Annotated in this window: 25 protein-coding genes; 13 read left to right on the top strand and 12 right to left on the bottom strand. The window is 61.3% G+C overall.

All coding sequences use genetic code 11. The features are described 5' to 3' along the window. Positions 1–2: 2 nt before the first annotated feature. Positions 3–314 (bottom strand): hypothetical protein, encoded by a 312-nt coding sequence (locus EB809_RS01570; protein WP_123632856.1) that lies wholly within the window; start codon positions 312–314, stop codon positions 3–5. 383 nt (positions 315–697) lie between these two features. Here EB809_RS01570 and codA point away from each other — a divergent pair, with 383 nt between their 5' ends. The 5 genes from codA to EB809_RS01545 all read left to right on the top strand — a co-directional run bounded on the left by codA (position 698) and on the right by EB809_RS01545 (position 7361). Next, positions 698–1957, top strand: coding sequence for a cytosine deaminase (gene codA / locus EB809_RS01565; protein ID WP_123632854.1), 1260 nt, complete (start codon positions 698–700; stop codon positions 1955–1957). A 240-nt stretch (positions 1958–2197) separates the two neighbouring features. Continuing rightward, on the top strand, positions 2198–3217 hold the full coding sequence (locus tag EB809_RS01560) for an AraC family transcriptional regulator (protein ID WP_123632852.1): 1020 nt from the start codon (positions 2198–2200) through the stop codon (positions 3215–3217). Positions 3218–3546: 329 nt separating this feature from the next. Then, positions 3547–5361, top strand: coding sequence for a choice-of-anchor D domain-containing protein (locus EB809_RS01555; protein WP_223807760.1), 1815 nt, complete (start codon positions 3547–3549; stop codon positions 5359–5361). Between the two features lie 93 nt (positions 5362–5454). Further along, positions 5455–6261 (top strand): DUF6160 family protein, encoded by an 807-nt coding sequence (locus EB809_RS01550; RefSeq protein ID WP_123632850.1) that lies wholly within the window; start codon positions 5455–5457, stop codon positions 6259–6261. 299 nt (positions 6262–6560) lie between these two features. After that, entirely contained in the window at positions 6561–7361 is an 801-nt protein-coding gene (locus EB809_RS01545) for a substrate-binding periplasmic protein (protein WP_190294800.1), read from the top strand. Positions 7362–7402: 41 nt separating this feature from the next. Here the strand turns inward: EB809_RS01545 and EB809_RS01540 are convergent, their stop codons facing one another. Both EB809_RS01540 and EB809_RS01535 read right to left on the bottom strand, forming a co-directional pair. Then, positions 7403–7831, bottom strand: a complete 429-nt coding sequence (locus EB809_RS01540; RefSeq protein WP_123632847.1) for an organic hydroperoxide resistance protein — start codon at positions 7829–7831, stop codon at positions 7403–7405. Positions 7832–8018: 187 nt separating this feature from the next. Then, on the bottom strand, positions 8019–8468 hold the full coding sequence (locus EB809_RS01535) for a MarR family winged helix-turn-helix transcriptional regulator (protein WP_123632845.1): 450 nt from the start codon (positions 8466–8468) through the stop codon (positions 8019–8021). Between the two features lie 348 nt (positions 8469–8816). Between EB809_RS01535 and EB809_RS01530 the strand changes: the two genes are divergently transcribed. Further along, on the top strand, positions 8817–9677 hold the full coding sequence (locus tag EB809_RS01530; protein WP_123632842.1) for an NAD-dependent protein deacetylase: 861 nt from the start codon (positions 8817–8819) through the stop codon (positions 9675–9677). Positions 9678–9692: 15 nt separating this feature from the next. On the opposite strand, the gene EB809_RS21150 is transcribed toward EB809_RS01530, so the two are convergent. The 5 genes from EB809_RS21150 to EB809_RS01510 are packed head-to-tail and all read right to left on the bottom strand — an operon-like array spanning position 9693 to position 11607. Then, positions 9693–9818 (bottom strand): hypothetical protein, encoded by a 126-nt coding sequence (locus EB809_RS21150; RefSeq protein ID WP_263316954.1) that lies wholly within the window; start codon positions 9816–9818, stop codon positions 9693–9695. 52 nt (positions 9819–9870) lie between these two features. Then, positions 9871–10305: an ATP-binding protein gene (locus tag EB809_RS01525; protein WP_123632840.1), complete on the bottom strand. Its 435-nt coding sequence runs from the start codon at positions 10303–10305 to the stop codon at positions 9871–9873. Continuing rightward, positions 10302–10484: a SpoIIE family protein phosphatase gene (locus EB809_RS21265; RefSeq protein WP_123632839.1), complete on the bottom strand. Its 183-nt coding sequence runs from the start codon at positions 10482–10484 to the stop codon at positions 10302–10304. The genes EB809_RS01525 and EB809_RS21265 overlap by 4 nt, the downstream gene beginning before the upstream one ends. A 16-nt stretch (positions 10485–10500) precedes the next feature. Beyond that, positions 10501–10662 carry a SpoIIE family protein phosphatase gene (locus EB809_RS21140; protein ID WP_123632837.1) on the bottom strand — a complete coding sequence of 54 codons (162 nt, stop codon included), beginning with the start codon at positions 10660–10662 and terminating at the stop codon, positions 10501–10503. Between the two features lie 9 nt (positions 10663–10671). Continuing rightward, complete coding sequence (locus tag EB809_RS01510) at positions 10672–11607, bottom strand: succinyl-CoA synthetase subunit beta (RefSeq protein WP_123632835.1); 936 nt, start codon at positions 11605–11607, stop codon at positions 10672–10674. 380 nt (positions 11608–11987) lie between these two features. On the opposite strand from EB809_RS01510, the gene cfa reads away from it, so the two are divergent. Further along, the gene (cfa, locus tag EB809_RS01505; RefSeq protein ID WP_223807773.1) at positions 11988–13136 is read left to right on the top strand and encodes a cyclopropane fatty acyl phospholipid synthase; all 1149 of its coding nucleotides are present in this window, start codon (positions 11988–11990) and stop codon (positions 13134–13136) included. On the opposite strand, the gene EB809_RS01500 is transcribed toward cfa, so the two are convergent. Further along, positions 13127–14704 (bottom strand): murein L,D-transpeptidase, encoded by a 1578-nt coding sequence (locus tag EB809_RS01500; RefSeq protein ID WP_190294799.1) that lies wholly within the window; start codon positions 14702–14704, stop codon positions 13127–13129. The genes cfa and EB809_RS01500 overlap by 10 nt on opposite strands. Positions 14705–14862: 158 nt before the next feature. Between EB809_RS01500 and EB809_RS01495 the strand changes: the two genes are divergently transcribed. Beyond that, a complete protein-coding gene (locus EB809_RS01495) occupies positions 14863–15594 on the top strand; it encodes a murein L,D-transpeptidase catalytic domain family protein (RefSeq protein ID WP_123632828.1) in 732 nt (243 codons plus the stop codon). Positions 15595–15819: 225 nt separating this feature from the next. Beyond that, positions 15820–16293 (top strand): PaaI family thioesterase, encoded by a 474-nt coding sequence (locus EB809_RS01490; RefSeq protein WP_123632826.1) that lies wholly within the window; start codon positions 15820–15822, stop codon positions 16291–16293. Between the two features lie 48 nt (positions 16294–16341). On the opposite strand, the gene EB809_RS01485 is transcribed toward EB809_RS01490, so the two are convergent. Next, positions 16342–17211, bottom strand: a complete 870-nt coding sequence (locus tag EB809_RS01485) for a sterol desaturase family protein (protein ID WP_123632824.1) — start codon at positions 17209–17211, stop codon at positions 16342–16344. Positions 17212–17298: 87 nt separating this feature from the next. Here EB809_RS01485 and EB809_RS01480 point away from each other — a divergent pair, with 87 nt between their 5' ends. Together EB809_RS01480 and cysQ are read left to right on the top strand one after the other, a co-directional pair. Beyond that, positions 17299–18204, top strand: coding sequence for a LysR family transcriptional regulator (locus EB809_RS01480; protein WP_123632822.1), 906 nt, complete (start codon positions 17299–17301; stop codon positions 18202–18204). 99 nt (positions 18205–18303) lie between these two features. Then, on the top strand, positions 18304–19080 hold the full coding sequence (cysQ, locus tag EB809_RS01475; protein WP_123632820.1) for a 3'(2'),5'-bisphosphate nucleotidase CysQ: 777 nt from the start codon (positions 18304–18306) through the stop codon (positions 19078–19080). 46 nt (positions 19081–19126) lie between these two features. Here cysQ and EB809_RS01470 read toward each other — a convergent pair whose 3' ends face one another. Then, the gene (locus tag EB809_RS01470) at positions 19127–20476 is read right to left on the bottom strand and encodes an 8-oxoguanine deaminase (protein WP_123632818.1); all 1350 of its coding nucleotides are present in this window, start codon (positions 20474–20476) and stop codon (positions 19127–19129) included. 400 nt (positions 20477–20876) lie between these two features. Between EB809_RS01470 and EB809_RS01465 the strand changes: the two genes are divergently transcribed. Then, a complete protein-coding gene (locus tag EB809_RS01465; RefSeq protein WP_123632816.1) occupies positions 20877–22268 on the top strand; it encodes a uracil-xanthine permease family protein in 1392 nt (463 codons plus the stop codon). A gap of 35 nt (positions 22269–22303) precedes the next feature. Here the strand turns inward: EB809_RS01465 and EB809_RS01460 are convergent, their stop codons facing one another. Continuing rightward, entirely contained in the window at positions 22304–22531 is a 228-nt protein-coding gene (locus tag EB809_RS01460; protein ID WP_123632813.1) for a hypothetical protein, read from the bottom strand. A gap of 326 nt (positions 22532–22857) precedes the next feature. On the opposite strand from EB809_RS01460, the gene EB809_RS01455 reads away from it, so the two are divergent. Further along, positions 22858–24018, top strand: a complete 1161-nt coding sequence (locus EB809_RS01455; RefSeq protein ID WP_123632811.1) for an AI-2E family transporter — start codon at positions 22858–22860, stop codon at positions 24016–24018. The last annotated feature ends 20 nt before the right edge of the window (positions 24019–24038 follow it).

Raw genomic sequence — 24038 nt, 5'->3', positions numbered from 1 at the left:
AATCAGAATTGAGAGGGTGGGCCCTGGGGCTGGACCGGGTAATAGACTTCTTTGGAGCGTTTGGCGGGCTGTGGCGTACTGCCTGCCAGTTGCTGCAAGCCGACCAGTGCGATGACACCGGTGGTCAGGAAGAAAATGAAAAAATCGCCCGGAGACGGGCCATCGTCAGCAAGATCACCGCTCATGTCCATGCTGTACCCGCTCACGACAGCCTGATCCACCGCCAGATTGGACGGATGGGACAGCGTACTGCCGACGACGAAAAGCGAAATCGCCAGTACGATCAGTATGCGGCTGAGCGCGGTGTTCTGCATGGCGTCTCCCTGGATGGGTTGACTGCAACGGTGACCTGAGAAAAGGAAAACTTTCTTCAGGGTCTACTTCAAGTATAGGGGCGAACCCCCGGTTTTAAACAACGTAGATTCACTTATCTTTTGATAGCTCATGCCTATGAAAGCAATCCAACGACCCCTGCGGGTGCAGGATTGCCAAAATGGCACTATGGATGTGCGTCCGGATGGGCCATTCTTGCGATTTTCCGTTTTTATTGTGCAGGTTGCACAATAAATGCCGGTTCCGTAAAGCGGGATACCGACAACAGGGTGGGTCTGGCACAGCCATTGCCGACGACAGACATGACGGGACTCTCCATTGAGCGTCGAACGCTTGGCGATCCTAAAAATTAAGGAGACATAACATGGCCCCACAAACAACGGCCATCACCAACGCCCGGTTGCAAGGGCAGACCGGTCTGTTCCGATTGCCGATCCGCGATGGCCGGTTTGCTTCGCCGCAGGCACTGGAGGATCTCGCCCCGGTGGCCGACGGGGAGCTGGATGCCGGTGGTAATCTGGTAACGCCGCCGTTTGTCGAGCCCCACATCCACCTGGACGCCGCCCTCACGGCCGGGGAGCCCCGCTGGAATCGCAGCGGCACGTTGTTCGAAGGCATCGAGTGCTGGGCCGAGCGCAAGCCGATGCTGTCGCGGGATGACGTGATCCAGCGTGCCGAAGACACCCTGCGCCTGTTCGCTGCCCACGGCATCCAGTATGTGCGCACCCATGTGGATGTCACCGATCCGTCACTGGTCGCGCTGGAGGCCATGGTGGAGGTGCGCGAGCGGGTCAGCGACTTCGTCGACCTGCAGATTGTGGCGTTTCCCCAGGAGGGCATCCTGTCGTTTCCCGGTGGGCGCGACCTGATGGGCAAAGCCCTGGAGATCGGTGCGGACGTGGTGGGCGGTATTCCGCACTTTGAGCATACCCGGGACTATGGCGCCGAGTCGGTGCGTTTCCTGATGGACCTGGCGGAGCGCCACGACCGATTGGTGGACGTCCACTGCGACGAAATTGACGATCCGGCCTCGCGCTTCCTGGAGGTCCTTGCCGCTGAGGCCCTGGCCCGGGATTACGGACGTCGGGTGAGTGCCAGCCACACCTGCGCCATGCACTCCTATGACGATGCTTATTGCAGCCGTCTGTTCCGCCTGCTGACCAAGGCTGACCTCCGCTTTGTCGCCCTGCCGACCGAAAACCTCCACCTGCAGGGACGTTTTGACGGCTATCCCAAGCGCCGAGGCATTACCCGCGTGCCGGAACTGCTGGATGCCGGACTCAAGGTGGCGATGGGGCAGGACTCGATCCGCGACCCCTGGTACCCGATGGGCAATGGCAACCTGCTGCGCACGCTGGATGTCGGGCTGCACGCTTGCCACATGTTGGGCATGGAACGTATTGAAACCGCGCTGGAGCTGATCACCGACAACGGCGCTGCCGTTCTCAACCTGTCGGAATACGGCATCGGGACCGGCCTCCCGGCGCGTTGTGTCGTGCTGAACGGCGCCACCCCCTACGATGTCCTGCGCAACCAGTCGCCAGTGCTGGCTTCGGTCCGGGATGGTCGCGTCCTGGTGGAGCGAGTCCCGACACCGCTGGCGGTCAACGGCTGGACTGCCTGACCCCCTTTGCAAAGTGACCCGGTCGGGTTGTCATATCCGGCCATTGTGAACAAAGCGTGACCGGTTGGCAGAAAACCACCGCGTCACGCTTCCTATACTCCGCTCATCTCCTCGCGGTCTGTGCCGGTCGAAAGAAGGCCTGTGCAGTGGAGATGTACTTCTGGGCGACACGGACATCGCCGGCAGTCAGAGGCTCAATAACAACAATCCTCTACATTACTGACTCATGGATGACACGCGATGCAATCGTCCAACCGCATGGCTTACAACGTGCCTATCGTTTCGGTGCGCTATGCGCGCCGTTTCGTTCGCTTTATGGAAGGCAAGGGCATCGGGCGCCGGGCGCTCCTGAAGGAATCCGGTGTCGATGTGGATCAGTTGGCCAACCCCGAGGCTTTCCTGTCGATGAATCAGGTCATCGGCATCATCCACCAGGCCGAGTGGCTGATGCAGGACGAGCGAACGCCCTTCGAATTCGGTCAGCAACTGGATTTTCCGGCCCACGGACTGCTCGGATACGCACTGCTGGGTCAGCAGGAGCAGGATCGGCGCAAGCTGGTCAGCATGATCGTCCAGTATCTGCGGGTGTGTCTGCCGGTCATGGACATGGAATTGAGTTCGACCGGCTCCAGCGTCAGCATCCGCTTGCGGGACAACTGGGATCTGGGCGAGCTGCGCGCCTTCATGGCCAAAATCTACATGGGGAGCATTCACGCGCTGGCGTCGCAGGTCTGCAGTCATTTTCGCTTCGAGTTCGACTTCCAGAGCAGCGTGGACCCCCGGCACTGGGAGAAGTTGGCCCGGGGTTCGGAAATGCACTTTGGCTGTCCTTTCAATCAGGTCACCATGCCGCTGACCGGCGGGCCGACGAAGGATTCCGAGCAGGATCTGGCCTATTCCCTGGCGCGCGCCCGCTCTCGGGAGGAAATGGAGCCGGAATCCGTCCGCGAGATCGTTACCCGGGTGCGTGAACGTTTGATGAATCACCCGGGGCGGGGCGGGGACCTGGACACCGTCGCCGCCGGCCTGGACATGAGCCCCCGCTCGCTGCGTCATCACCTGGCGCAAGCGGACACCTCGTTCCGCGACATCCGCAACGACATTCGGCGCACCTTCGCCACGCGCTACCTGACCGAGACGGACCTGCCGCTGGATGTGATTGCCGACAGGATGGGATTCAGTGACCAGGCCAGCTTCACCCGGGCTTTCCGCAGCTGGACCGGTCAAACACCGGGTGAAGTGCGTCGTCAGGGCCGCTGATCCTTGATGGCTGATCGGGCCAGACTGCGAGACATTCCAGAAATTTGACCCGTTTCACGATTCCCGTGAATAGCCGCTCCGCTTTCCGTTTTTGTCAAAACCCTTGCCGTTTCTGGCAATGACCGTCTTGCCTCCCAACCCGCTTAATAACAGTGACGCACTGTGCCCGAGTCGGCCGGTGCGAGCGGCCCTGCCTGCTTTCAGAGGGCCCTGGCAGTTATCTGTCATGACGAATGCAGATGACAAGGAGACGCCGCAAGATCGGACCTCATCGATGCAGTCTGCGAGCCCTACAAAAACAGTAAATACGCTCACTTAGAGGACGAATCATGAATTCGACGACTGTACGCAGGAAAACGCGCCTGTTGCCGTCCGCCATTGGCGCCGCGGCCCTGATGGCGGCCAGTGGCGCTGCGACCGCCGAACCTGTATCCCTGACCCTTCAATACACCTGTCCGTTCCCGCTGATCGGGGAACAGCCCATCGTGGCCGAGATCTCATCGGACATCCCGTCCGAGGCGACGGTGGGTGAAGCCGTTGGTCCGTTCCAGATCGAAGCAATCACCACCGTCAACGAGACCTCGCGCACCGGCCTGAAGCTGGTGGGCTCGGCGACGATCGAGGGCACCGCCACATCCACCAACATCATCAGTACGGTCACCGGTGACCAGGAAATCGTGGTACCGCTGACGATTCCGCAATCGGACATCCCCGATACCAGCGGGTCGTTCACCATTCCGGCCTCCGGCGAAGCGGCCGCCCAGACCTTTACCGCCGACCAGGTGGGCGAGGGCACCATCAACGTGGGCGGCCTGGTGCTGGAAATGACTGCGCGCACCGCCGACGGCAGCATCGCGCCGGATCCCATCGGTCAGTTCACCGCGGACTGTACCCAGCTCGCGGATCAGGACACGGTCCTGCAGACCTTCCAGATCGTGAGCGGCGAGCCGGACCCCGAGCCGTCCATCGCCGTGGCGCCTGAGGAAGTGGACTTCGGTGATGTGCAGTCCGGCTTGACCGGCGAACAGTCGGTCACGGTCTCCAACGAAGGCGGTGCGGCCCTGGGCGTCAACGGCATTACCCTGGGTGGTGCCAACGCCGATGCCTTCATGCAGACCAACAACTGTACGACGGTGGCGCCGGGTGAAAGCTGCAGCGTCGACCTGACCTACTACGCCACCGGCGAGGGCGACCAGACCGCCACGCTGACCATCCAGTCCGGCGATCCGGAGAACCCGACCGTTGAGATACCGCTGACCGGCACCAGCTACATGCAGGCGTTGCCGGAAATCAGTGTCGACCCGGCCAGTGTCGACTTCGGCACCATCCAGGTGGGCACCAGCAGCGAGAAGACGGTGACCGTCAACAACACCGGTTCGGCGGCCCTGAACGTCACGGCGATCTCCCTGAGTGGCGCTAATGCCGGAGACTTCATGCAGACCAGCGACTGCGCCACCGTGGCGGCGGACGAAAGCTGCACGGTCACCGTGACCTACACCGCCAACACGGCGGCTGCGAGTGCCGCCACCCTGACCATCGAGTCGGACGACGCCGAGAACCCGGCGGTGGATGTGACCCTGACTGGCGAAGGCGACGATGGCAGTTCCGGCACCGTCGACTTCCTGCTGGACCTGGAAGGCAATACCCACATCAAGGCCTCCGATTCCAGCCTGCCACTCAACGGGACCATCGATGCCGTATTGAACCTGGCGACTGGCATGTACACCGCTGACCTCAACATCGAACCGACCAGCGGCTCTTTCCAGGTGCTGAAGCTGTTCAAGCGCCTGAAAGCCACCGCGAACGTCGAGTTTGAACCGGTTGATGAAACCACCGGCACCCTGATCGACGGCACCCTGACGGCCAAGTCCGTGCTGTATGTGAACGTGCCCAAGGTCACGGTCAACCTGTTCGGCTTCAAGTTGCCGATCGGTGGCGGTGACGAGTGCCGCACCGTCGAGCCGGTCACCATCAACATGCAGACGCCGGACGGCGAAACCTTCGCACCGCTGGAAGGTGGCAACCTGACTGGCACCTATGCGCTGCCGCCTCTGGAACATTGTGGGGGGCTGACCGACATCCTGAACCTGTTCCTGGCCGGTGACGGCAACACCATTGATCTGGCACTGACGCCCAACCTGTAAGGCATGGCCGGGCGCCCCCTGGGGGCGTCCGGATGCTCGCAGTAGGGGGCCAAGGCGGCCCCGATAACAACAAGCAACAAAGGGAACATCACTATGAAAAGCCTGAGACTCACAGCCCTGGCGCTGGCTGTATCCGGACTGCCCCTGGCGGCGCAGGCCGAACTGAAGGCGCTCGACGACTCCGCAATGGGCGGCATTACCGGCCAGGCCGGTGTCACCATTGAACTGGAAACCCAGGTCAACATCGGCGAGGTCCGTTACACCGACGAGGGCACGCTGGCGGTCAGCGACGTCTTTATCGGCGGTGCCAACCGGGACGACATGTTCTCGGAGCTGGGCTTTGCCATCCCCAATGAGGCCACCGATCTGATCGATAACATCAAGATCAACATCGACGTGTTGGAGGACGGCGATGCGGCGATTGACGTCTTCCCGCTCTACGGCTCGCCGATCGACTTCGCGGTGCGCACCGGCGCCTGGGAACTGCGTGGCGATACCGACAGCACGGTGATTATGGACAACCTGTCGATCGAAGGCCTCGCCACCGAGCTGAAAATCCGCGTGGACACGGCCACCGACAAGCTGAACCTGAAAACCCGCTTCGCCATCGACGACATGGATGTGGACGTGCCCTTCATGGCCGTGGGCATTCGCGACCTGGAGCTGACCGGTGCCGGCTACGACGACTCGCCGAACATCGTGACCCTGGGTGCGATTGCCGATATCGACGTTTACAAGGCACCCAACGGCGCGGGGAACGACAGCCTGGCGGTGGACCTCAACACGTTCGATGCGGATATGAACATCGGCGGCGTCCTGGTGGGGGGCACCTCCATCGGGTCGGTGGCGTTTGACGATCTGTCCATACAGAACACGCAGATGCGCATCTACGGCCACTGAGCCGCTGCAGGCCTTATACCCCCGACGCCTGTCGTCGGGGGTGCTTTTCTCCTGGTCGGACATCACCGGCTTTGCCGACGGCCACCGTCGATCTTGCCCCTTACGTGAACTTCCAACAGCGCAACCCCGGCGATGTGATTGGGCACGCACGCATGAGCAAATGTCGCTGGCATATTACTGCCGGGTTCGAAATAATGAACTATCGTTAATATAAAGGCGGATGCAGGGACGTCTTAACTATTTTCGGCAAGTGGTTCGACGGGAGGTCCGGCCGCTGTCCCAGGCAAGAGCACACGGGTTTGACGGCGATTCCATTTCGCATTCTGCTGTGGGTGTTGTTATTGCAGTCCGGTTGGTGCTGGTCAGACGAGGCCGCGTCGACCGACACTGACGAGCCGGGTCGGGTACTGGTTGCCGCCCTGGCCGAAGTGGATTATCCCCCCTTTTACTACACCGAGGCGGGGCATCTGACCGGCATTTCCGTCGATGTCCTCAACTACCTGGCTGATCAGCTCAAACTCCGTATCACTTATAAACGCTTATCCTGGCCGCGGGTCCTGCAATCGCTGGAGCGTGGCCGCGTGGATATCGTTACGACCTATTCCTACACGCCGGAGCGGGCCCGGGATGTGATCTATGTCCAGGAGCCGCACGCCACGGAAATCAATGTGTTCTTCACCCGAGCCGACTCGGATGTGTCATTTGATGGCGATCTCCATGCGCTGTCGGGCCAGATGATCGGCATGATCCGCGGGTACAACTACGGGCTGGCGTTCGACGACGCGGATTTTATACGCAAGGACAGCGTGCTGGATGAGAGAACCCTGGTGCGGATGGTGGCTGGCGAGCGCTTTAATGTCGCGATCGGCAATCCTTTCGCGATTCGGCTGGAGGCCAAGCGGCAAGGGGTGGAGGACGAGATCCGGTTGCTCAGTCCACCGGTGGACATGAGCCCGATCTACATGGCAATCAGTCGTCAGTATCCGGATGCGGAAGGGTTGGCCGATGCTTTTGGTGACGCCATACGTCATCTGAAAGCATCGCCACTCTACGAAGACTGGCTCGAGCGCTATGGCATGAACGACTTCTCGGATGAATGATCCTGACGCCGGCACCCATCGGGAGCCGGCGCCACAATGCATTAATCGACGCGGGTCAGTGTGACGTCGATGTTGTTGCGGGTGGCGTTGGAGTAAGGGCAGACCTGGTGGGCCCGGTCGATCAGGGTCTGGGCCTGTTCATCGTCCATACCCGGCAGGCTGATGCGCAGTTCTACCTCAATGCCGAATCCGTTGTTGAGCGGTCCAATCCCGACCACACCTTCAATCGATGCATCCTTGGGCATGGACAGCTTGTCCCGACCAGCGACGAACTGCATCGCACCGATGAAACAGGCGGAATAGCCCGCGGCAAACAGCTGTTCCGGGTTGGTGCCTTCGCCGCCGGCGCCACCCATTTCCTTGGGCACCGTCAGGGAGACATCCAGCACGCCGTCGGATGAAACCGCACGACCGTCACGGCCCCCAGTGGCTTCTGCATAGGCGCGATAGGCAACACTTTCAAGAGACATAGATTTACTCCTCAATTGTTCAGGCCCTGATGGGCTTTAGCGGGTTGCCGGAATTAACCTCGTCCCGGCGGTTGCAGAGGCGCGCTGTCACGTCATGGCCTCGCTGTGATTATTAAATTAGCGCACAAATATATTGTGCGCAAGTTAAATGGGTGAATAAATCGTCATGCGCCCGGGCCAGGCGCCGTCAGAGCGCGTCCTGCAGGCTCTTGCGCAGTTTCAGAAGGTCCTCTTTCAGGGCCACGAGGCTATCGACGTCCCGGTCACTGGCTTTGACGATGCAGGCGGGAATGTCCCGGGCGCGGTCGCGCATGGCTCGGCCGGCCTCGGTCAGGTGCAGTTCTACCACCCGTTCGTCGGCCTGGCGGCGTACGCGCTTGAGCAGGCCGTCGGCTTCCAGTCGCTTGAGCAGCGGGGTGAGTGATCCGGAATCGGTCAACAGGCGTTTGCTCATCTCGCCGACGGTGATGCCATTCGACTCCCACAGCACCAGCATTGCCAGGTATTGCGGGTACGTCAGGCCCAATTCTTTAAGGAAGGGTTTGTAAACCTTGGTCATCAGCAGCGATGTGGAATGCAGGGCAAAACACAGCTGGTTTTCCAGCAGCAGTTCGCGACAGTGGTCCTGTTCGGCCATGGGGGACTCCTTGGGTATCTGCGGGTAATTTAACGCGCCAGATAATGGTCTGCCAAATAGTGGTACCGCGAAACGCTCAACCCTTGGCGACGGCAGCCCGTGTCTCTAAAGTAGAAGCATCGAAAGAGAGTGCTGTAAACGTTTCAGGAGTGTAGGTTGGGCTGACGCAGGAAGCCCAACAATAAGGGGGCACCGGACGTCTCCGTTATCGCGTACAGGATTGGACCATGAATTTTCAAGAACCGGCTGGTTAGAGAAGATTGGCCGCACACTCTGTGTGTTGGGCTTCCTGCGTCAGCCCAACCTACGCGTCGCTCGCAACGTTCTCGACTGTATTGGAGCTCATCTATGACCACCGACCCTGCCCCCGAAGTCAATGAACACTCCCGGCAGGCGGGCGAGCAGCTGTCTGCTTTTATCCAGCATCATCCCAATCTGTTGATCCTGACCGGTGCCGGCGTCAGCACCGATTCGGGCATTCCCGATTATCGCGACGGAAAGGGCGCCTGGAAACGCAAGCAGCCGGTGCAGCATCAATCCTTCATGGCCGAGGACAAGGTGCGTCGGCGCTATTGGGGGCGCAGCCTGATCGGCTGGCCGGTCATCCGCAACGCCCAGCCCAACCCGGCCCATTTCCTGGTGGCTGAACTGGAACGGCGGGCCCATACCCGGCTGGTGGTCACCCAGAACGTGGATCGTTTGCACCAGCGGGCCGGCAGCCAGTCGGTGCTCGACCTGCACGGTCGGGCCGACGAGGTGATCTGCATGGATTGCGGGTATCGCTGCAACCGCGACGAGGTTCACGAACGCTGCAGCGACATGAACCCGGATTTTCGGCACTTCAGCGCCGCTACGGCCCCGGACGGGGACGCGGACCTGGACGTGGACTTCAGCGATTTCCAGGTCGCCGACTGCCCCCATTGTGGCGGCATCCTGAAGCCGGATGTGGTGTTTTTCGGGGATTTCGTGCCCAAGCCGCGTGTGACGCGAGCTTTGGATGTCCTGCGGGAAAGTGACGGCCTGCTGGTGATCGGCTCGTCATTGATGGTGTATTCAGGATTTCGTTTCTGCCGTTATGCCCGGGAGTGGGGCAAACCCATGGCGACGCTGAACCTGGGACACACCCGGGCGGATGATATGTCCACCCTCAAGCTCGACGCTCGCATCGGCGAGACGCTGCAGGCCGCGCTGGACAGCCTGCCCGCCTGATGCCGTGACTCTGCCTTACTGGGCCACACTCTTTTGGGTGGCCGCCAGGTAATCGTCCATTTCCTGTTCGCTGGCGAATATGTTGAGGGCGGCGTCGAGTTCCGGTGCGGTCTGGCTGTCGAGCGAACCGGCCAGGGACACCTTCAGCGCAGTGGTGCCGGACGATCGGATATCGATTGACAGAGTTACGGCGTTATCCCTTTCTGGGACGGGGTTTGAAGTAACGGGTCAGTTCAAGAACGTTGTGTTGATCGGCGCGCCGGTAGTGTTGCTCGTCCGTCAGTTCGCGCATCAGCAAGAGCCCCGGACCACCGACCGGACGTTCCTCAAAGGGGCCAAAGCCCGTATCCAGAGGTGAGTACAGGGGGTCGAACGGTTCGCCGTTATCAATGAAACGCAGTACCACGTGGCCCGGCTCAATTTCCAGTTCCACGGACAGCTTGACGCGCTGGTTATCCGCGTTGCCATGGTCGAGGACATTCGCCACCTGTTCGTCCAACACCACCTTCAGTTCAGCGCTGACCGTCTCGTCGGCGCCGGCTTCGGCAAAGTGGCCGTCCAGCCAGGCCAGGGCATTGGGCAGCTCAAGGCTGTTGGTCAGTTGCAGGCTCAGGGTTGTGGTCGTCATGTGCGCTTGAGGGTCAGTACGGTCATGTCATCGGACTGCGGAGCATCGCCGGCGAATTCGGCGACCGCCTCAAGGCGTGTTGCCATGAGTGCCATACCCGCATGTGGGGCGGAATCGGCGACAGTGAGCAGGCGGTCCTCGCCGAATTCATCATGATTCCCTTTGAAAGCTTCCGTCACCCATCAGTGTAGTGGATCAATGCCGATCCGGCATCCAGATGTAATGGCGTAGCGGGGCGTTATGGCCGGCCGACGCCATTTCGATTTCGCCGGATCGGGTGTCGATCACCAGGCGCAGCAGGGTCACGAACATGCAGCTGTCGTTGTCCTGGTTCTGCCCGCCCATCAGGCGGGGCACCGGTCCGCCTCAGTCGAGGGCGAGGCGGACGATGTAGATGCTGCGCGGCTGTTTGAGGTGGGTGGTGAAAATGACCAGTCGGCGGATTTCGTCCATGTCCATGGTGCGTGTCTTGGGCGCATTCCGGATGTCCGACATGGGAATGTGGAAGCGATTGAGGCCGGGTTTGACGTGCAGGCGCTTGTTGAAACGGTCGCTGTAGACCCCGTGGCCACGGTCGTGGACGATGTCGTTGACGCGAATGGTCATGTCCAGCGGCGTGCTGTCCGGGTTATACAGCACCACATCCAGCGCCTCATAACCGCGCCAGTCCTCCGGCAGGTTGTCCAGCGAGGCGCCGGAGTAGAGATTGATGCCCAGCAGATCCATGCGCAGGCTGTGATGGAAGCCATCGGCATCGCTGGCGTTGTCCTTCGTTCGATGAACGCGACCGCGCCAGTAGTGCAGGGGATGGGGATCATCGAAGTTGTACAGGGTCGGGAGCTGGTTGGCGATCCGGTACTGTTGCTCCGCCACCGCCGCCACGGTCTGGAGCTCCATCATCAGCAGCACGACGGCCGTGAGACGCAGCACCCAGTTGAGAGCCCGGCGCCAGGTAATGGCCGGTGGGCGATAGCCCCAGGCCAGCACCAGCCAGGTGCCGATCAGGTTGCGGAAGATGTCGTGCCAGTCGCTGTCCCGCCCGACATTGCCCTGGATCAGTTCAATGATGACGCCGACGCCGGTCACGAACGCCGTACAGGCCAGCCACAGCCAGACGCCGCTGAGCCAGCGGCGTGGGCGAACGGCCAGCGTGAACAGGGTGAAGAAGATGATATGGCCGAGGTTCCAGGCCGCCTTGAACAGCGGGCCGGATGACCAGTCGGGGCCTCCCACGAAAAAGAACGGCAGGAGGACGATTGCGGCGACGGACGCCAGCCAGTGGTAGTTGGTGCGGGCTAACATGGAATGCGATCGTACTGTAAAGCAGGGCCCGCTGTCCCGTACCTGTCTAAACTTTAAATTGCCCGAAAAGCGGGCGCAGGGTGTTGTCCGACCGCGCCAGCGCCTGGCTGGTTTCGTTCGCCTGGGTTGCGCCGTGAATGACGCCGACAGGGCTTGATCCGGATCAACTAACAGCCTTTTACAGGGCCATTTCATCACGCCCGAGGCCACTCAAGGGCCCGATGAACATGATATGTTGATCCATATAGCCACAAACTGGCTGAGTGATAAAAACGATCTAATTCTAAATCCCGATAGCGGGACGTTACTTTCAAGGGGGTATTTCGACGAGTCGTCCGACACCAGCCGGACATCGGCAGCAGGAGTGACGCGTTATGGATATGGCTACCCAGCCAAAGTCGCCGTACCTGTCCGAGAACAAGTCCGTTCATCGCCTGATGGTGGATCTGATGGCGCAGGCGGGCATCGAGATTGGCGGCGAGCAGCCCTGGGACATGCAGCTCAATGCAGAAGGTGTCCCTGAGCGGGTAATTGCCCGAGGCAGCCTCGGTCTCGGCGAAAGCTACATGGATGGCGAGTGGGACGTCGAGCAACTCGACGAATTCTTCCACCGGGTGGTGCGGGCCCACCTTGAAGAGAAAGTCCGTCCTTCCACTGCCATCTGGCAGGCCCTCAAAAGCCGGCTGGTCAATCGCCAGACGCGGCGCCGGGCGCGCCAGGTGGGCGAACAGCATTACGACCTGGGTAACGACTTCTACGAGGCGATGCTGGATCGTCGTATGACGTATACCTGTGGCTACTGGAAAGACGCCACCACCCTGGATGACGCGCAGGAAGCCAAGCTCGACCTGATCTGCCGCAAACTCCAGCTGGAGCCCGGCATGCGCGTGCTGGACATCGGCTGCGGTTGGGGAAGCTTCATGGCCTATGCCGCTGAACACTACGGGGTGGAATGCGTTGGCCTTACCATCTCCGAGGAGCAGGTGCACTGGGCCAGGCAGCACTACCCCGACTTGCCGCTGGAATTCCGGTTGCAGGATTACCGCGAGGTCGACGAAACGTTTGACCGCGTAGTGAGTGTCGGCATGTTCGAGCACGTCGGCGACAAGAACTACCGCACCTTTATGGAAGTGGCGCACCGCTGCCTGAAAGAGGGCGGTCTGTTCCTGCTGCACACCATCGGCAAAAACGAACGCAAACCCTACTCGGACCCCTGGATCGACCGCTATATTTTCCCCAATGGCGAGCTGCCGTCCGTTGGCCAGATCGGCGATGCAGCGGACAACCTGTTCGTGGTGGAGGACCTGCACAACTTCGGGCCCGACTACGACCGCACCCTGATGGCCTGGTACGCCAATTTCGAGGCCGCCTGGCCACGGTTCGCCGACAAGCTGGGAGAGCGGTTCTACCGAATGTGGCGCTATTACCTGATGTCCTGCGCCGGCATTTTCCGGGCCCGGGATATCCAGCTCTGGCAGTGGGTGTTGTCCAAAGGCGGCACCGCCGACGTTTATCCTCGCTACAGCTGACGTCGCTCCGTGCCCATCAGTGCCAACAGAGGGCGGTCACTGCCGTACACATCCGGTCGGTAGGTGATCTGCCCGTTGGCGTCGGCCTCGGCTGTCCAGTAGGCCATCAGGATATACACGCCGTGGGGCAGGTGGACGTTGTGGGATTCGCCGGAGGCCAGAGCGGCGTTGAATTCATCCTTGAGCATGGGGCTGGCATCCCGGAACAGCAGGTGAGTCAGCGTCATCGCGCCCTGGACCCGTACGCAGCCGGAACTGTAGAAACGGTTCGGTGAGTTGAACAGGCCGGCGGCGGGCGTATCGTGCAGGTACACCGCATACGGGTTGGAGAAGCGAATCACCACCCGGCCCAGCGCGTTGCCCGGCCCCGGATCCTGGCGGAACGTCAGGTATCGCGGGTCGCTCCAGTCCACCTCATCCTGCTGCCATTCCTGACCCGAGCGGTCGAAAATGCGGATGTGGCGATCGCTGAGATAGGATGGATCGCGCCGGATGGCGGGCAGGGCATCCTTCAGGAAAATGCTGCGGGGCATGGTCCAGTGGGGATTGACGGTGACATGGGTGATCACGGATTTCAGCTCCGGCGTGGCCCGCTTCGGGCGCCCGACCTGGGCCTTGCCGGACCAGACCCGCTCGCCGTCCTGGTAGAAATCGATCCGGGCGGCGGCGATGTCCACCAGCAGCAGGGTCTTTTCCATATCCCGGGCCAGCCAGCGCAAACGCTCCAGGTTGGCCCGGATCTGCTCCAGCCGCTCCTGCGGGCTGACGTTCAGCTGCTGCAGCGTCCGCGGACCGATTTTGCCATCCACGGCCAGGCTGTGACGGGCCTGGAAGTGTTCCACCGCCAGCGCCAGTTCGTCGTCGAAGACCCGGCTCATGACATCCGGTCGCGGTGGTAAAGGCAGGTAGCCCTGGGTCAGCAGCCGTCGACGCACCAGCGCAACGCGCTCGTCGTAGTCGCCGTGCTCCAGGGTTGGCCCTTCCGGAAGCTGGACCCAGTGATCCGGCAGGGTTTTGCGGGCCTGGGCATAGCCCTTGCGCAGGTTGCGATAACGTTCGGTATGGGGGCGGGCGTTGGCAAAGGCGCCGCCCATATCGTGCAGGCCTGATACCGCCTGATCCACCAGGACAGCCGGGTCGTCATTCCGGGCGACGTTGGGGGAATACCAGATCGGCGGCGGTTGCTTCTGGAAAGCCCTGCCGTAGCGCAGATCCGACAGGGCGCGCAGGTAGGCATCCGTCGCCAGGCGCTTGTCGCAGTCCGGCAACTCGCCCCAGGTGGTCAGGTGATCCAGCGCCTTCTGCAGCTCCGGCGCCCAATAGTCCGCCGGCACCAGACCGTCGTCCGAGAGCGTGTTCAGTTGAGCCAGGAGGCTGCGCAGTTGGGCCGGATCGGTCCAGAGCGTGTGGTGATCGGTTTGTGCCGCGAAGCGGGCCATGGCTTCCAGATGGAAGTCCGACGTGTCCGGAAGGGGCTCGCACTGGTCGGGATTAAGGCGATGTAATGCCAGGGCCTGGGTGGCAAAAAGGCAGAGGCAAAAGGCAGTTACAACGTATCGCGTCTGCATCCGTACGTTCCGAAGTGTATGATTTTTGTACAGCTGGATTTGCATCGCAGAAAACCTTGATAGAATGCCTCATCCTTTCGGGGCATCGCATGATTTCGGCTCCGGAAGCCGCCATTGGCGCAGCCCATGCGGATTCGAATGCACCCGAGGGGGAAACTATGATCGACAGACGCTTACAACGCGTTCTGGCAGTCGTTCTGGGCGTACTGTTTTCAAACTGTCTGGCCTTACAAAGCCACGCAGCGGCCTTTGACAAGGCCCTGTACAACAAACTCAGCAAGGCCGCTCCCAACCTGAGTCACAAGGTCCTGCAACGGGCGCTTCAGGCTTCCGAATGCGCGGTTAGCCACGGCATTCACGCGCCCAGGCGACTGGCTGTGATCGACTTCTCCCTGCCGTCCTCCACCAAGCGCCTCTGGTTGTTGGACCTGGAAACCGGGTCGCTGGTTCTCCGCGGACTGGTTGCCCACGGCAAGAATTCCGGAATGACCGACGCCACCACCTTCTCCAACGTCGAGGGCAGCTACCAGTCCAGCATCGGTCTGTTTCAGGCCGGTGAAACCTACCGCGGCCGCCACGGCTACGCACTACGCCTGGACGGTCTGGAAAAAGGCGTCAACGACCTGGCGCGGCAACGGGCCATCGTGATTCACGGCGCAGACTACGTGGCCCAGTCCTGGGTCCAGCGCTATGGCCGAATCGGCCGCAGCCATGGCTGCCCCGCGGTGAGCAACAAGGTGATCCGCGAGGTGGTGGACAATCTCAAGGGCGGTCAGTTGGTATTCACCTACTATCCCGACCAGCAATGGCTGCAATCGTCCAGTTACCTGCACTGTGGTGCCACCCGAATGGCCGGTGCCGACAGCCAGGGTGACGACGGCAACATCTGACGCGTGACAGCGGGTTGCTCCGGCGACCCGCGCGAGTCTGCGACCGTCTGCCTATTCCCTTCGCCGTGAATTCCTGAAATCCTCCTGTCTGAACGCCCGGACGGCCGATTGCGGCCTCTCCCTCAACCATAGTCAATACGGCCGGCCATTGGCCACGGTTGCAGTGTGCAATGCACATTAAATCTGCCTCCGAGTGGATTGGCCGACCCGATGAACAGGATGACCATGAACCCATCGACAACCGCTTTTCAGGACCAGATCCCGGACAACCACTGCTATGGCTGCGGCCCCCTCAATGACCACGGCCTGCAGATCAAGAGCTACTGGACCGGCCCGGATACCGCCGAATGCCGCTATACGCCCGCACCGCATCATTGTGCCGGTCCGACGCACTTCCTGAACGGCGGCATCATTTCCACCCTTATCGATTGCCACTGTATTTGCACCGCGATGGCCAAGGCGTATCAGATGGCTGGCCGACCGATCGGGGAAGGCGAGCGCCTGTGGTTTGCCACCGGCGACTTGCAGGTGCGCTTCAAGCGCCCGGTGCCGATGGGGGAGGAGATCCTGTTGGAAGCGACGGTGGAAGACGTCAGCGAGAAAAAGATTCGGGTCAGTTGCACGCTGACGGCCGGCGGCAAGGTGTGCGTCGAGAGCGATGTATTGGCCGTGCGGGTGCCTGCGGGCTGGTTCGAGTAAAGCGATCCCGGCGGGAAGGGGCTTCCCGCCGGGATGAATCCGGGCCGGTCAGGTTTTCAGGTAGCGTGACAGGTCCAGGTTGAAGTAGCGGTAGAGAATGCTCTTCTGCTCTTTCTCGGACTGGCGCCAGCCGTAGATCTCCGGCCGCTGGGTCTCGATGGCCAGGGTATCGAACACCAACCAGTCATACAGGGCCAGCGAGCCGCAGACGTTCCTGGCGGAATTGCGGCCGCGCGCATGGTGGTGATGGTGTTGGGTGGGGAAGGTGATCACATGGGCCAGCGCCCACATGGTTTTCCGTACCCAGGCCCACTTGTGGTTGTGGAAATACAGGTCGTAGTTCCACGCGGTGTGGGTGTGCGCGGCCCAAAGCCCCTTGATCGCGGTGCCCCAGAGGAAAACTTCCGTCAGCCCCAGGTACAGGCACAGCAGGCTGAACCAGTAGTTGGGCATGATCAGCCACCAGAGGAAGCCGTTGGTGAACGTCTGGGTGGCGGTCAGTTTCCCGCGATCGTCGTCCCCGCTGAAATGGTGGGGGCGATGGGAGTGCTTGTACACCGCTTGCACCTTCTGGGCCCAGCGCCAGCGCGGTCGACGGCAATGAGCAAAGTAGTGACCGGCGCCGTGGATAAACTCTTCCAGACAGAAATACACCACCAGGGTGATCCAGAAATGCTCGTGCTCCAGCCAGGCCAGTGAGCCCGCGCTGCCGGGCAGGGCCAGGGTCATCAGGTAGCCGATCAGGAACAGCACCAGCGGACGCTGGATACCCACCATCATCGCGGTCGTCAGACCGGCAATCTTCCAGTCCCGGGCGGTGCGGGCGCCGTTGGCACTGCGTCCACTGAGCCGCTCGAACAGGGCAGCCATCAGGACCAGGAAGAGGACGGACAGTCCGATGAGATTATTTTCGTTCATTGTTGTTCTCCGATAATTCACCTCAGGCTTTATCGTCGCCCGTTCCACTCTTTTTTGGCTAATCAATATCCTGTATATGTAATATCCATGAAGCTGAATTTTAGGTCTGTCGATCTGAACCTTTTGCCGGTCTTTGCCGCGGTGGTGGAGGAAGGGCAGTTGTCGCGCGCTGCTGGTCGTCTGGGTATGAGCCAGCCGGCGGTGAGCGCGGCCCTCCAGCGCCTTCGACTGACGGTGGGGGATCCGCTGTTTACCCGCAGTCGCAGCGGCCTGAACCCGACGCCGCGGGCGCGGGAGCTTTACGAGCAGGTCAGCAACGGGCTGGCGGCGCTGGCGGATGCGCTGGAACCCGGGCAGGCGTTCGATCCTTCCCAGTCGGCCCGGACGTTCCGGATTGTTGCCATCGACTACTTCGAGTCCCTGATGCTGGGACCGTTGATCAGCGCATTGCGCGAACACAGTGCCGGCATGGGCATCCAGATTCTGCCGCAACTGGAGAACTGGTCGGCGCTACTGACCAGTGCCGAAGCGGATCTGGCATTCGACACCCGGCGCCCCACCGACGAGCGCTTGACTGCCGACCAGGTGGCGGAGGAGTCACTGGTGGTGGTGGCCCGGCAGGATCATCCGCACATCCGGGGCGAATTGTCGCTGGACGACTATCTGTCCGCAGAGCACGTGGTGCTGCCCGAACGTGAACAGCGGACCCTGCCGCTGGACCTGATCCTGGGGCGCCCCGGATGGCAGCGGCGCATCGGGGCACGGGTGGTCCAATACAGCAATCCGCTCTGGGTGGCCGCGTCCAGTGATCTGATTGCAACGGTGCCGTTGCGCCTGGCCGAGCGTCTGGCAGACACCCTGCAATTACAGATCCTGCCGTTCCCCACGGAAACGCCGACGGTTCCCATCTTTCTCATCTGGCCTGTGGCGTTGGACAAGGACCGGGCGCACCAGTGGTTTCGCTGGTTTCTCAGGGACAATCTGCCGTTCTGAAGAATGACAGCGACCGCGGGTCTGCGTCGCAGTTGCTATCCCGTTCCGTTAAACTCGGGCCTGATCCCAATGACATTTGCCAGCCAGGAACCTCTACACATGGCTTCGAACTCTTCACTGCTTCCCGAAGTGGTCCGCATTGCCGAAGCGGCCAGCGCCAAGGTGCTCGACATCTACGAGACGGACTTTTCCGTCGATCACAAGGCGGACAAATCGCCGATCACCGAAGCGGACATCGCTTCCCACCACGTGATTGTCGAGGGGCTGCAGTCGCTGACCCCGGAGATTCCTATCCTGTCGGAAGAGTCTGCCAACGCGCCCTGGGACGAGCGCAAACACTGGACGCGTTTCTGGCTGGTCGACCCGATCGACGGCACCAAGGATTTCGTCAATCGCAGCGGCGAGTTCACCGTCAATATTGCGCTGATCGAGAATGGTGAGCCGGTGATGGGCGTGGTGACCGCACCCGCATTGGACGAGGTTTATTGGGGGCTGAAAGGCGAGGGCGCCTGGAAGCGCAATGGCGCCGGTGAGACGCGCCAGCTCAGCGTGGTCGAGCCGCCGCAAAGCAAACGGGTCGTCGCCAGCAAGAACCACCTGAACGACGACACCCGGGCCTTCATCGAGGCGCTGGGGGAGCACTGCCTGGTCCAGGCTGGCAGCTCGCTGAAATTCTGCCGGATCGCCGAGGGCGAAGCGGACATCTACCCACGTCTGGGGCCGACCTGCGAATGGGACACCGGCGCGGCTCAGGCGGTGCTCGAAGCCGCCGGCGGCAAGGTGCGCAAGCTGGACGGCTCGCCCATCGAGTATGGCAAGGAAGACGTGCTCAATCCGTTCTTTGTGGCGTCCGGCAGTTGGTACAGTCACGACTGATTGATCGAAAAGCCGGAGCCCGGTCCGGGCTCCGTCGTTCATTCGATCAGCCGTTAAAAAGTCGCCGCGCAGCCTCCCGGTGCCGGGCCATCAGTGCCTGGGTGTCGCCACCGAGCCACTGTCGATCCCGCACCTTCCATTCCCCGCCAATCATGACCGCATCGGCCTGACTGGCGCCGCAAAGCACCAGGGCGGCCAGCGGATCATGGGCGCCGCTGAAGCGTGGTTCGTCCAGTTTGAACAGGGCCAGATCGGCCCGTTTGCCCACCGCCAGTTCGCCGATATCATCCCGCCGCAAAACGTCAGCCGACCCCTTCGTGGCCAGTGACAGGGCATCGGTGTGCGTAAACTCGTCCGCCTCATAACGCAGCCGCTGGATCAGCAGCGCCTGCCGAATTTCCTGCATCAGGTTGCTGTGGTCGTTGGAGGCGCTGCCGTCCACGCCCAGCCCGACCGGCGCGCCAGCCGCCTTGAGCTCGTTGATGCGGCAGATGCCCGAAGCCAGCACCATGTTGGAGGACGGGCAGTGGCAGATGCCGGTACCTGCCTCGCCGAGCCGGGCAATCTCCTCGTCGTTGAAGTGAATGCCGTGGGCCAGCCAGGTCCGGTTGTGCAGCCAGCCGACGCTGTCCAGGTAGTCCAGCGGCCGCTGGCCAAAGGTTTTCAGGCAGAAGTCGTTTTCGTCCCGGGTCTCCGCCAGGTGCGTGTGCAGGCTGACGCTATATTGGGCAGCCAGCTCGGCACTCGCCCGCATGAGGTCCGGCGTCACGGAAAAGGGTGAGCAGGGCGCCAGGGCCACTTCCAACAGGCCACCCGCGTCCTGCTTGTGGTACTGGCGGATCAGGCGTTCGCTGTCTTCGAGAATGGTCGCCTCATCCTGCACCACACGGGGTGGTGGCAGGCCACCGTCATCGGTGCTCAGGCTCATGGAGCCGCGCGTCAGCGTGGCTCGCATGCCCAGCCGGGTCGCGGTTTCCGCCTGGATGTCGATGGCGTTCTCGAGTCCGTCCGGGAACAGGTAGTGGTGATCGGCCACGGTGGTGCAGCCGGACAACAGCAACTCGACCATCGCCAGTTCGGTGGCTGCAGCCAGGGCATCGGGCGTCAGGCCGGCCCAGATCGGGTAGAGGGTTTGCAGCCAGGGAAACAGTTTCTTGTTGAGCGCCGGCGGACAGGCCCTAGTCAGCGTCTGGTAGAAATGATGGTGGGTATTGACCAGGCCGGGCAGGAGGACGTGTTCGCTGGCGTCCCAGTTGAGATCGACCGGTTGGCTCGGATAGGTCCCGGACGCGACAAGCTCGGTGATCACGCCGTTCTCGACGACGATGCCGTTACCGGCGTCCTGGTCGTTGGCCGTCCAGGCGGCCATCGGGTGGCGTATCCAAAGTGCACTCATTGCAATGCTCCGTATGCCGTGAGCATGGCTTCACGCAGACACCATGCACACTGAGGGTCAGGTACATGGCAGTGACTTGGGGAGCTTCTGGTGAACTCCGGCGTGTTAATCTGCCAACCGCGTCGATGGTACCACGTTCCCTCCTGCTGGAAAGGCCCATCCAGACCGCTGGGGGGCGAATGTGCATAAACGGTGCGATGTGCTACCCAAAGGCACTGTTCTGGTACGTATTTTCACGTACCGGCACAATTTTTGTTCATTTGTTGTCCAGTCGATTATTTTTAATTTGCTGAAATTTAAGGATTAATAATAAAAGCTAACCGGTTGGTCAGGTTGTTGCTTGCAGTTTGCACGACAAATGCAGACGACTTTTGCTGAACCATCAACCGGAGACCCGCTCATGGCCTCAAACGCCGACACACCCCCGGAACTACTCTACGGACTGAACGACCGTCCGCCGCTGCCTGCCACCCTGCTGGCCGCGGTCCAGCACATGCTGGCGAGTTTTATCGGCATCATCACGCCGACGTTAATCATTGGGGGGGTGCTCGGGCTGGGCAGTGAGGTGCCCTATCTGATCAGCATGGCGTTGATCGTCTCCGGTGTGGGGACCTTTATCCAGGCGCGTCGCATCGGGCCGATCGGTTCAGGGTTGGTGGCGTTGCAGGGCACCAGCTTTGCGTTCCTGAGCTCGATTCTGGCGGCCGGCTTTATTGCCAAGGCGAAGGGCGGCGGACCGGATGAGATTCTCAGCCTGATCTTTGGGGTGTGTTTCTTTGGCGCCTTTATCGAGATCGTACTGAGCCAGTTCCTGCACAAGCTGAAGACGTTCATCAACCCGCTGGTGACCGGCATTGTCATCACCACCATCGGGCTGTCGCTGATCAAGGTGGGCATCACCGACCTGGCCGGCGGCTTCAAGGCCCCGGATTTCGGCAGTCTGACCAATCTGGCACTGGGTGGCGGCGTGTTGCTGCTGATCATCATCATGAACCAGAGTCGCAATCTTTATCTGCGTTCCGGCGCGATTTTCTTTGGTCTGGTGATTGGCTTTGTCGTGGCCATGGGGCTCGGCAAGGTGGATTTCTCCGGGCTGTCCAAGCTGGATTGGTTCGTCCTGCCGGTGCCGTTCAAGTACGGTATTTCCTTCGACTTCGGGGCGTTTCTGCCGGTCGCCCTGATCTATCTGATTACCGCTATCGAGTCTTCCGGCGACCTCACCGCCACGTCGATGATCTCCAAGGAACCCATCCGTGGCGATGTCTATCGCAAGCGCATCCGGGCCGGGGTTCTGGGTGACGGTGTCAATTCGATGCTGGCGGCCATCTTCAACACGTTTCCCAACACCACGTTCAGCCAGAACAACGGTGTGATCCAGCTGACCGGCATTGCCAGTCGCTACGTGGCGTATTGGGTGGCGGGCATCCTGGTGTTGCTGGGTCTGTTCCCGATGATCGGCGGGGTATTCCAGCAACTGCCCAAGCCGGTTCTGGGCGGCGCCACGCTGGTGATGTTCGGCACGGTGGCTGCGGCGGGTATCCGCATCCTCGCGACCGTGAATCTCGATCGGCGCAGCATGCTGATCATGGCCGTCTCGTTCGGTCTTGGTCTGGGTGTGGCGGCCGTGCCGGACCTGTTCCAGCACTTTCCCAAGATGGCCCAGAATGTTCTGGGATCAGCCGTGACCATGGGTGGCCTGACGGCGATCACCCTGAACACCGTACTGCCAGGCCGGGCTGTGGAGGATGCCGAGCCGGAAGCCGACAGGGCCTCGCTTGCGACATCGGTCTGATGCCGGAACCAGGCGGACCGCCGGGGCCGCCATCGTCACTCCTTTCGCAGTTGGCGCTCCCTCCTGCCGATGATGTAGAACATCAGGGCGCCAACCCCGATCAGGATCAGGAGCCAGCCGACGTCTTCGGCCATATCGGTGTGTCCCGAACCTGGCGACAGCAGCGCCACGATGCCAATCACGATGCTGAACACCGCCCCGAGAAAGAGAACAATCAGACTCTTCCTGGGTTCCCCGGTCACGACTTTCCTGGGACTGTCCATATTGACCTCCATCCGCTGTTGGCCGAATTGCGGCCTCCAGCGATACTGAGAGCGACAGATGGCAATCGACTGCCGGATCGATCCCTGACCCCTCTGCCATCGGCGGCTCCTGCTAGTCATTGTTGTATCGACGGCGCGTTATTCAAGGGTTCCTGCGGCACCGCCTGGAGCTACCATACCGCGGTGCCGGGCCCTTGAGGGCAGGGATGACGTAACCGAAATGTTGTTACCGGTCGTTAAGCAGTACCGTGTGTCGTTATATCTGACGGAAAGATAAGCAGTTAGCCGGAAGCCCAAGCCGGTCGCTGCCAATCGAGGGTGGATAAATGGACACGAAGGCCGAAACACGCCGTGCGGAGGAGGCTGGGGCGGAGGGTAAAGAAGCGCCAGCCCTGATGGATGCGATCAACATCCGCAGCACGGCTTTACTGATCCTGACCAGTATTGCTGCCCTGTACTTCATTGACTGGGCCCAGCCCATTCTACTGCCGCTGGTGGTCAGTGTACTGATCAGCTATGCGCTGGATCCACTGGTGTCCCTGCTGGACGCGATTCGCATCCCGCGGCCGGTCGGTGCCGCAGTGGTGCTGGTGGCGATGATCGGGGTACTTGCCGGCGCCAGCGTGCCGTTGCAGCAGGAAGCCACCGCCATCCTCGACAAGGTGCCTGCGGCGGTCCAGAAGCTGCGCCACGATGGCGATGCCCGCGACAGCGAAGAGGGCATGATGGAAAAGGCCCAGAAGGCCGCCAAGCAAATTGAGGAAACCGCCAGCCAACAGTCTGCCCGGACGGCCAACGTGCCCGCTGGCGTGACGCCGGTGCAGATCATCAACAAACCCCTGGATATACAGGCCTACCTGCTGCAGGGCTCGCCGGCTGCGCTGGTCCTGATTACCCAGTGTTTCTCGGTACTGTTGCTGGTGTATTTCCTGCTGGCGGTGGGCTCGCTCTACAAACGCAAGGTGGTGCGGATTTCCGGGCCGTCCTTCGGCCGGATGCGCAAGGCGACTCGCATCATGAACGAGTTTCATCACCAGGTGCGCCGGTTCCTGTTCGTGATGCTGCTGGGGGCTATCTTTGTCGGCGTGTTGACGTGGTTGGCGTTCCTGATGATCGGCATGGAACAGGCGGCTTTCTGGGGCGTGTTGGCGGGGGTTGCCAGTGCGATTCCCTACCTGGGGCCGTTCCTGGTTCTGATTGGTTGCAGCATCGCGGCGTTCATCCAGTTCGGCGGCATGGACATGGCGGTCATTGTCGGCGGCACATCGCTGATCATCACCAGCATCCAGGGTTATCTGCTGACGCCCTGGCTCACCAGTCAGGTGTCCAGCCTGAATGCGGTGGCGATCTTCATCGGGCTGTTGGTGTGGGGCTGGCTGTGGGGGCCGGTGGGGCTGATTATCGCCACGCCGCTGCTGATGATCGTGAAGACGCTGTGCGACCACGTGATCAATCTCAGGCCCTTTGGCGAACTGCTGGGGAAATAGGGAAGGGGAAAGACCGGGAC

This window comes from Marinobacter sp. R17 (assembly GCF_003789045.1).
In the GTDB taxonomy this organism is placed as follows: Bacteria; Pseudomonadota; Gammaproteobacteria; order Pseudomonadales; family Oleiphilaceae; genus Marinobacter_A; species Marinobacter_A mangrovi.
Note: the sequence above shows the minus strand (reverse complement) of the source record. Positions and strands in the feature narration are given on the sequence as shown.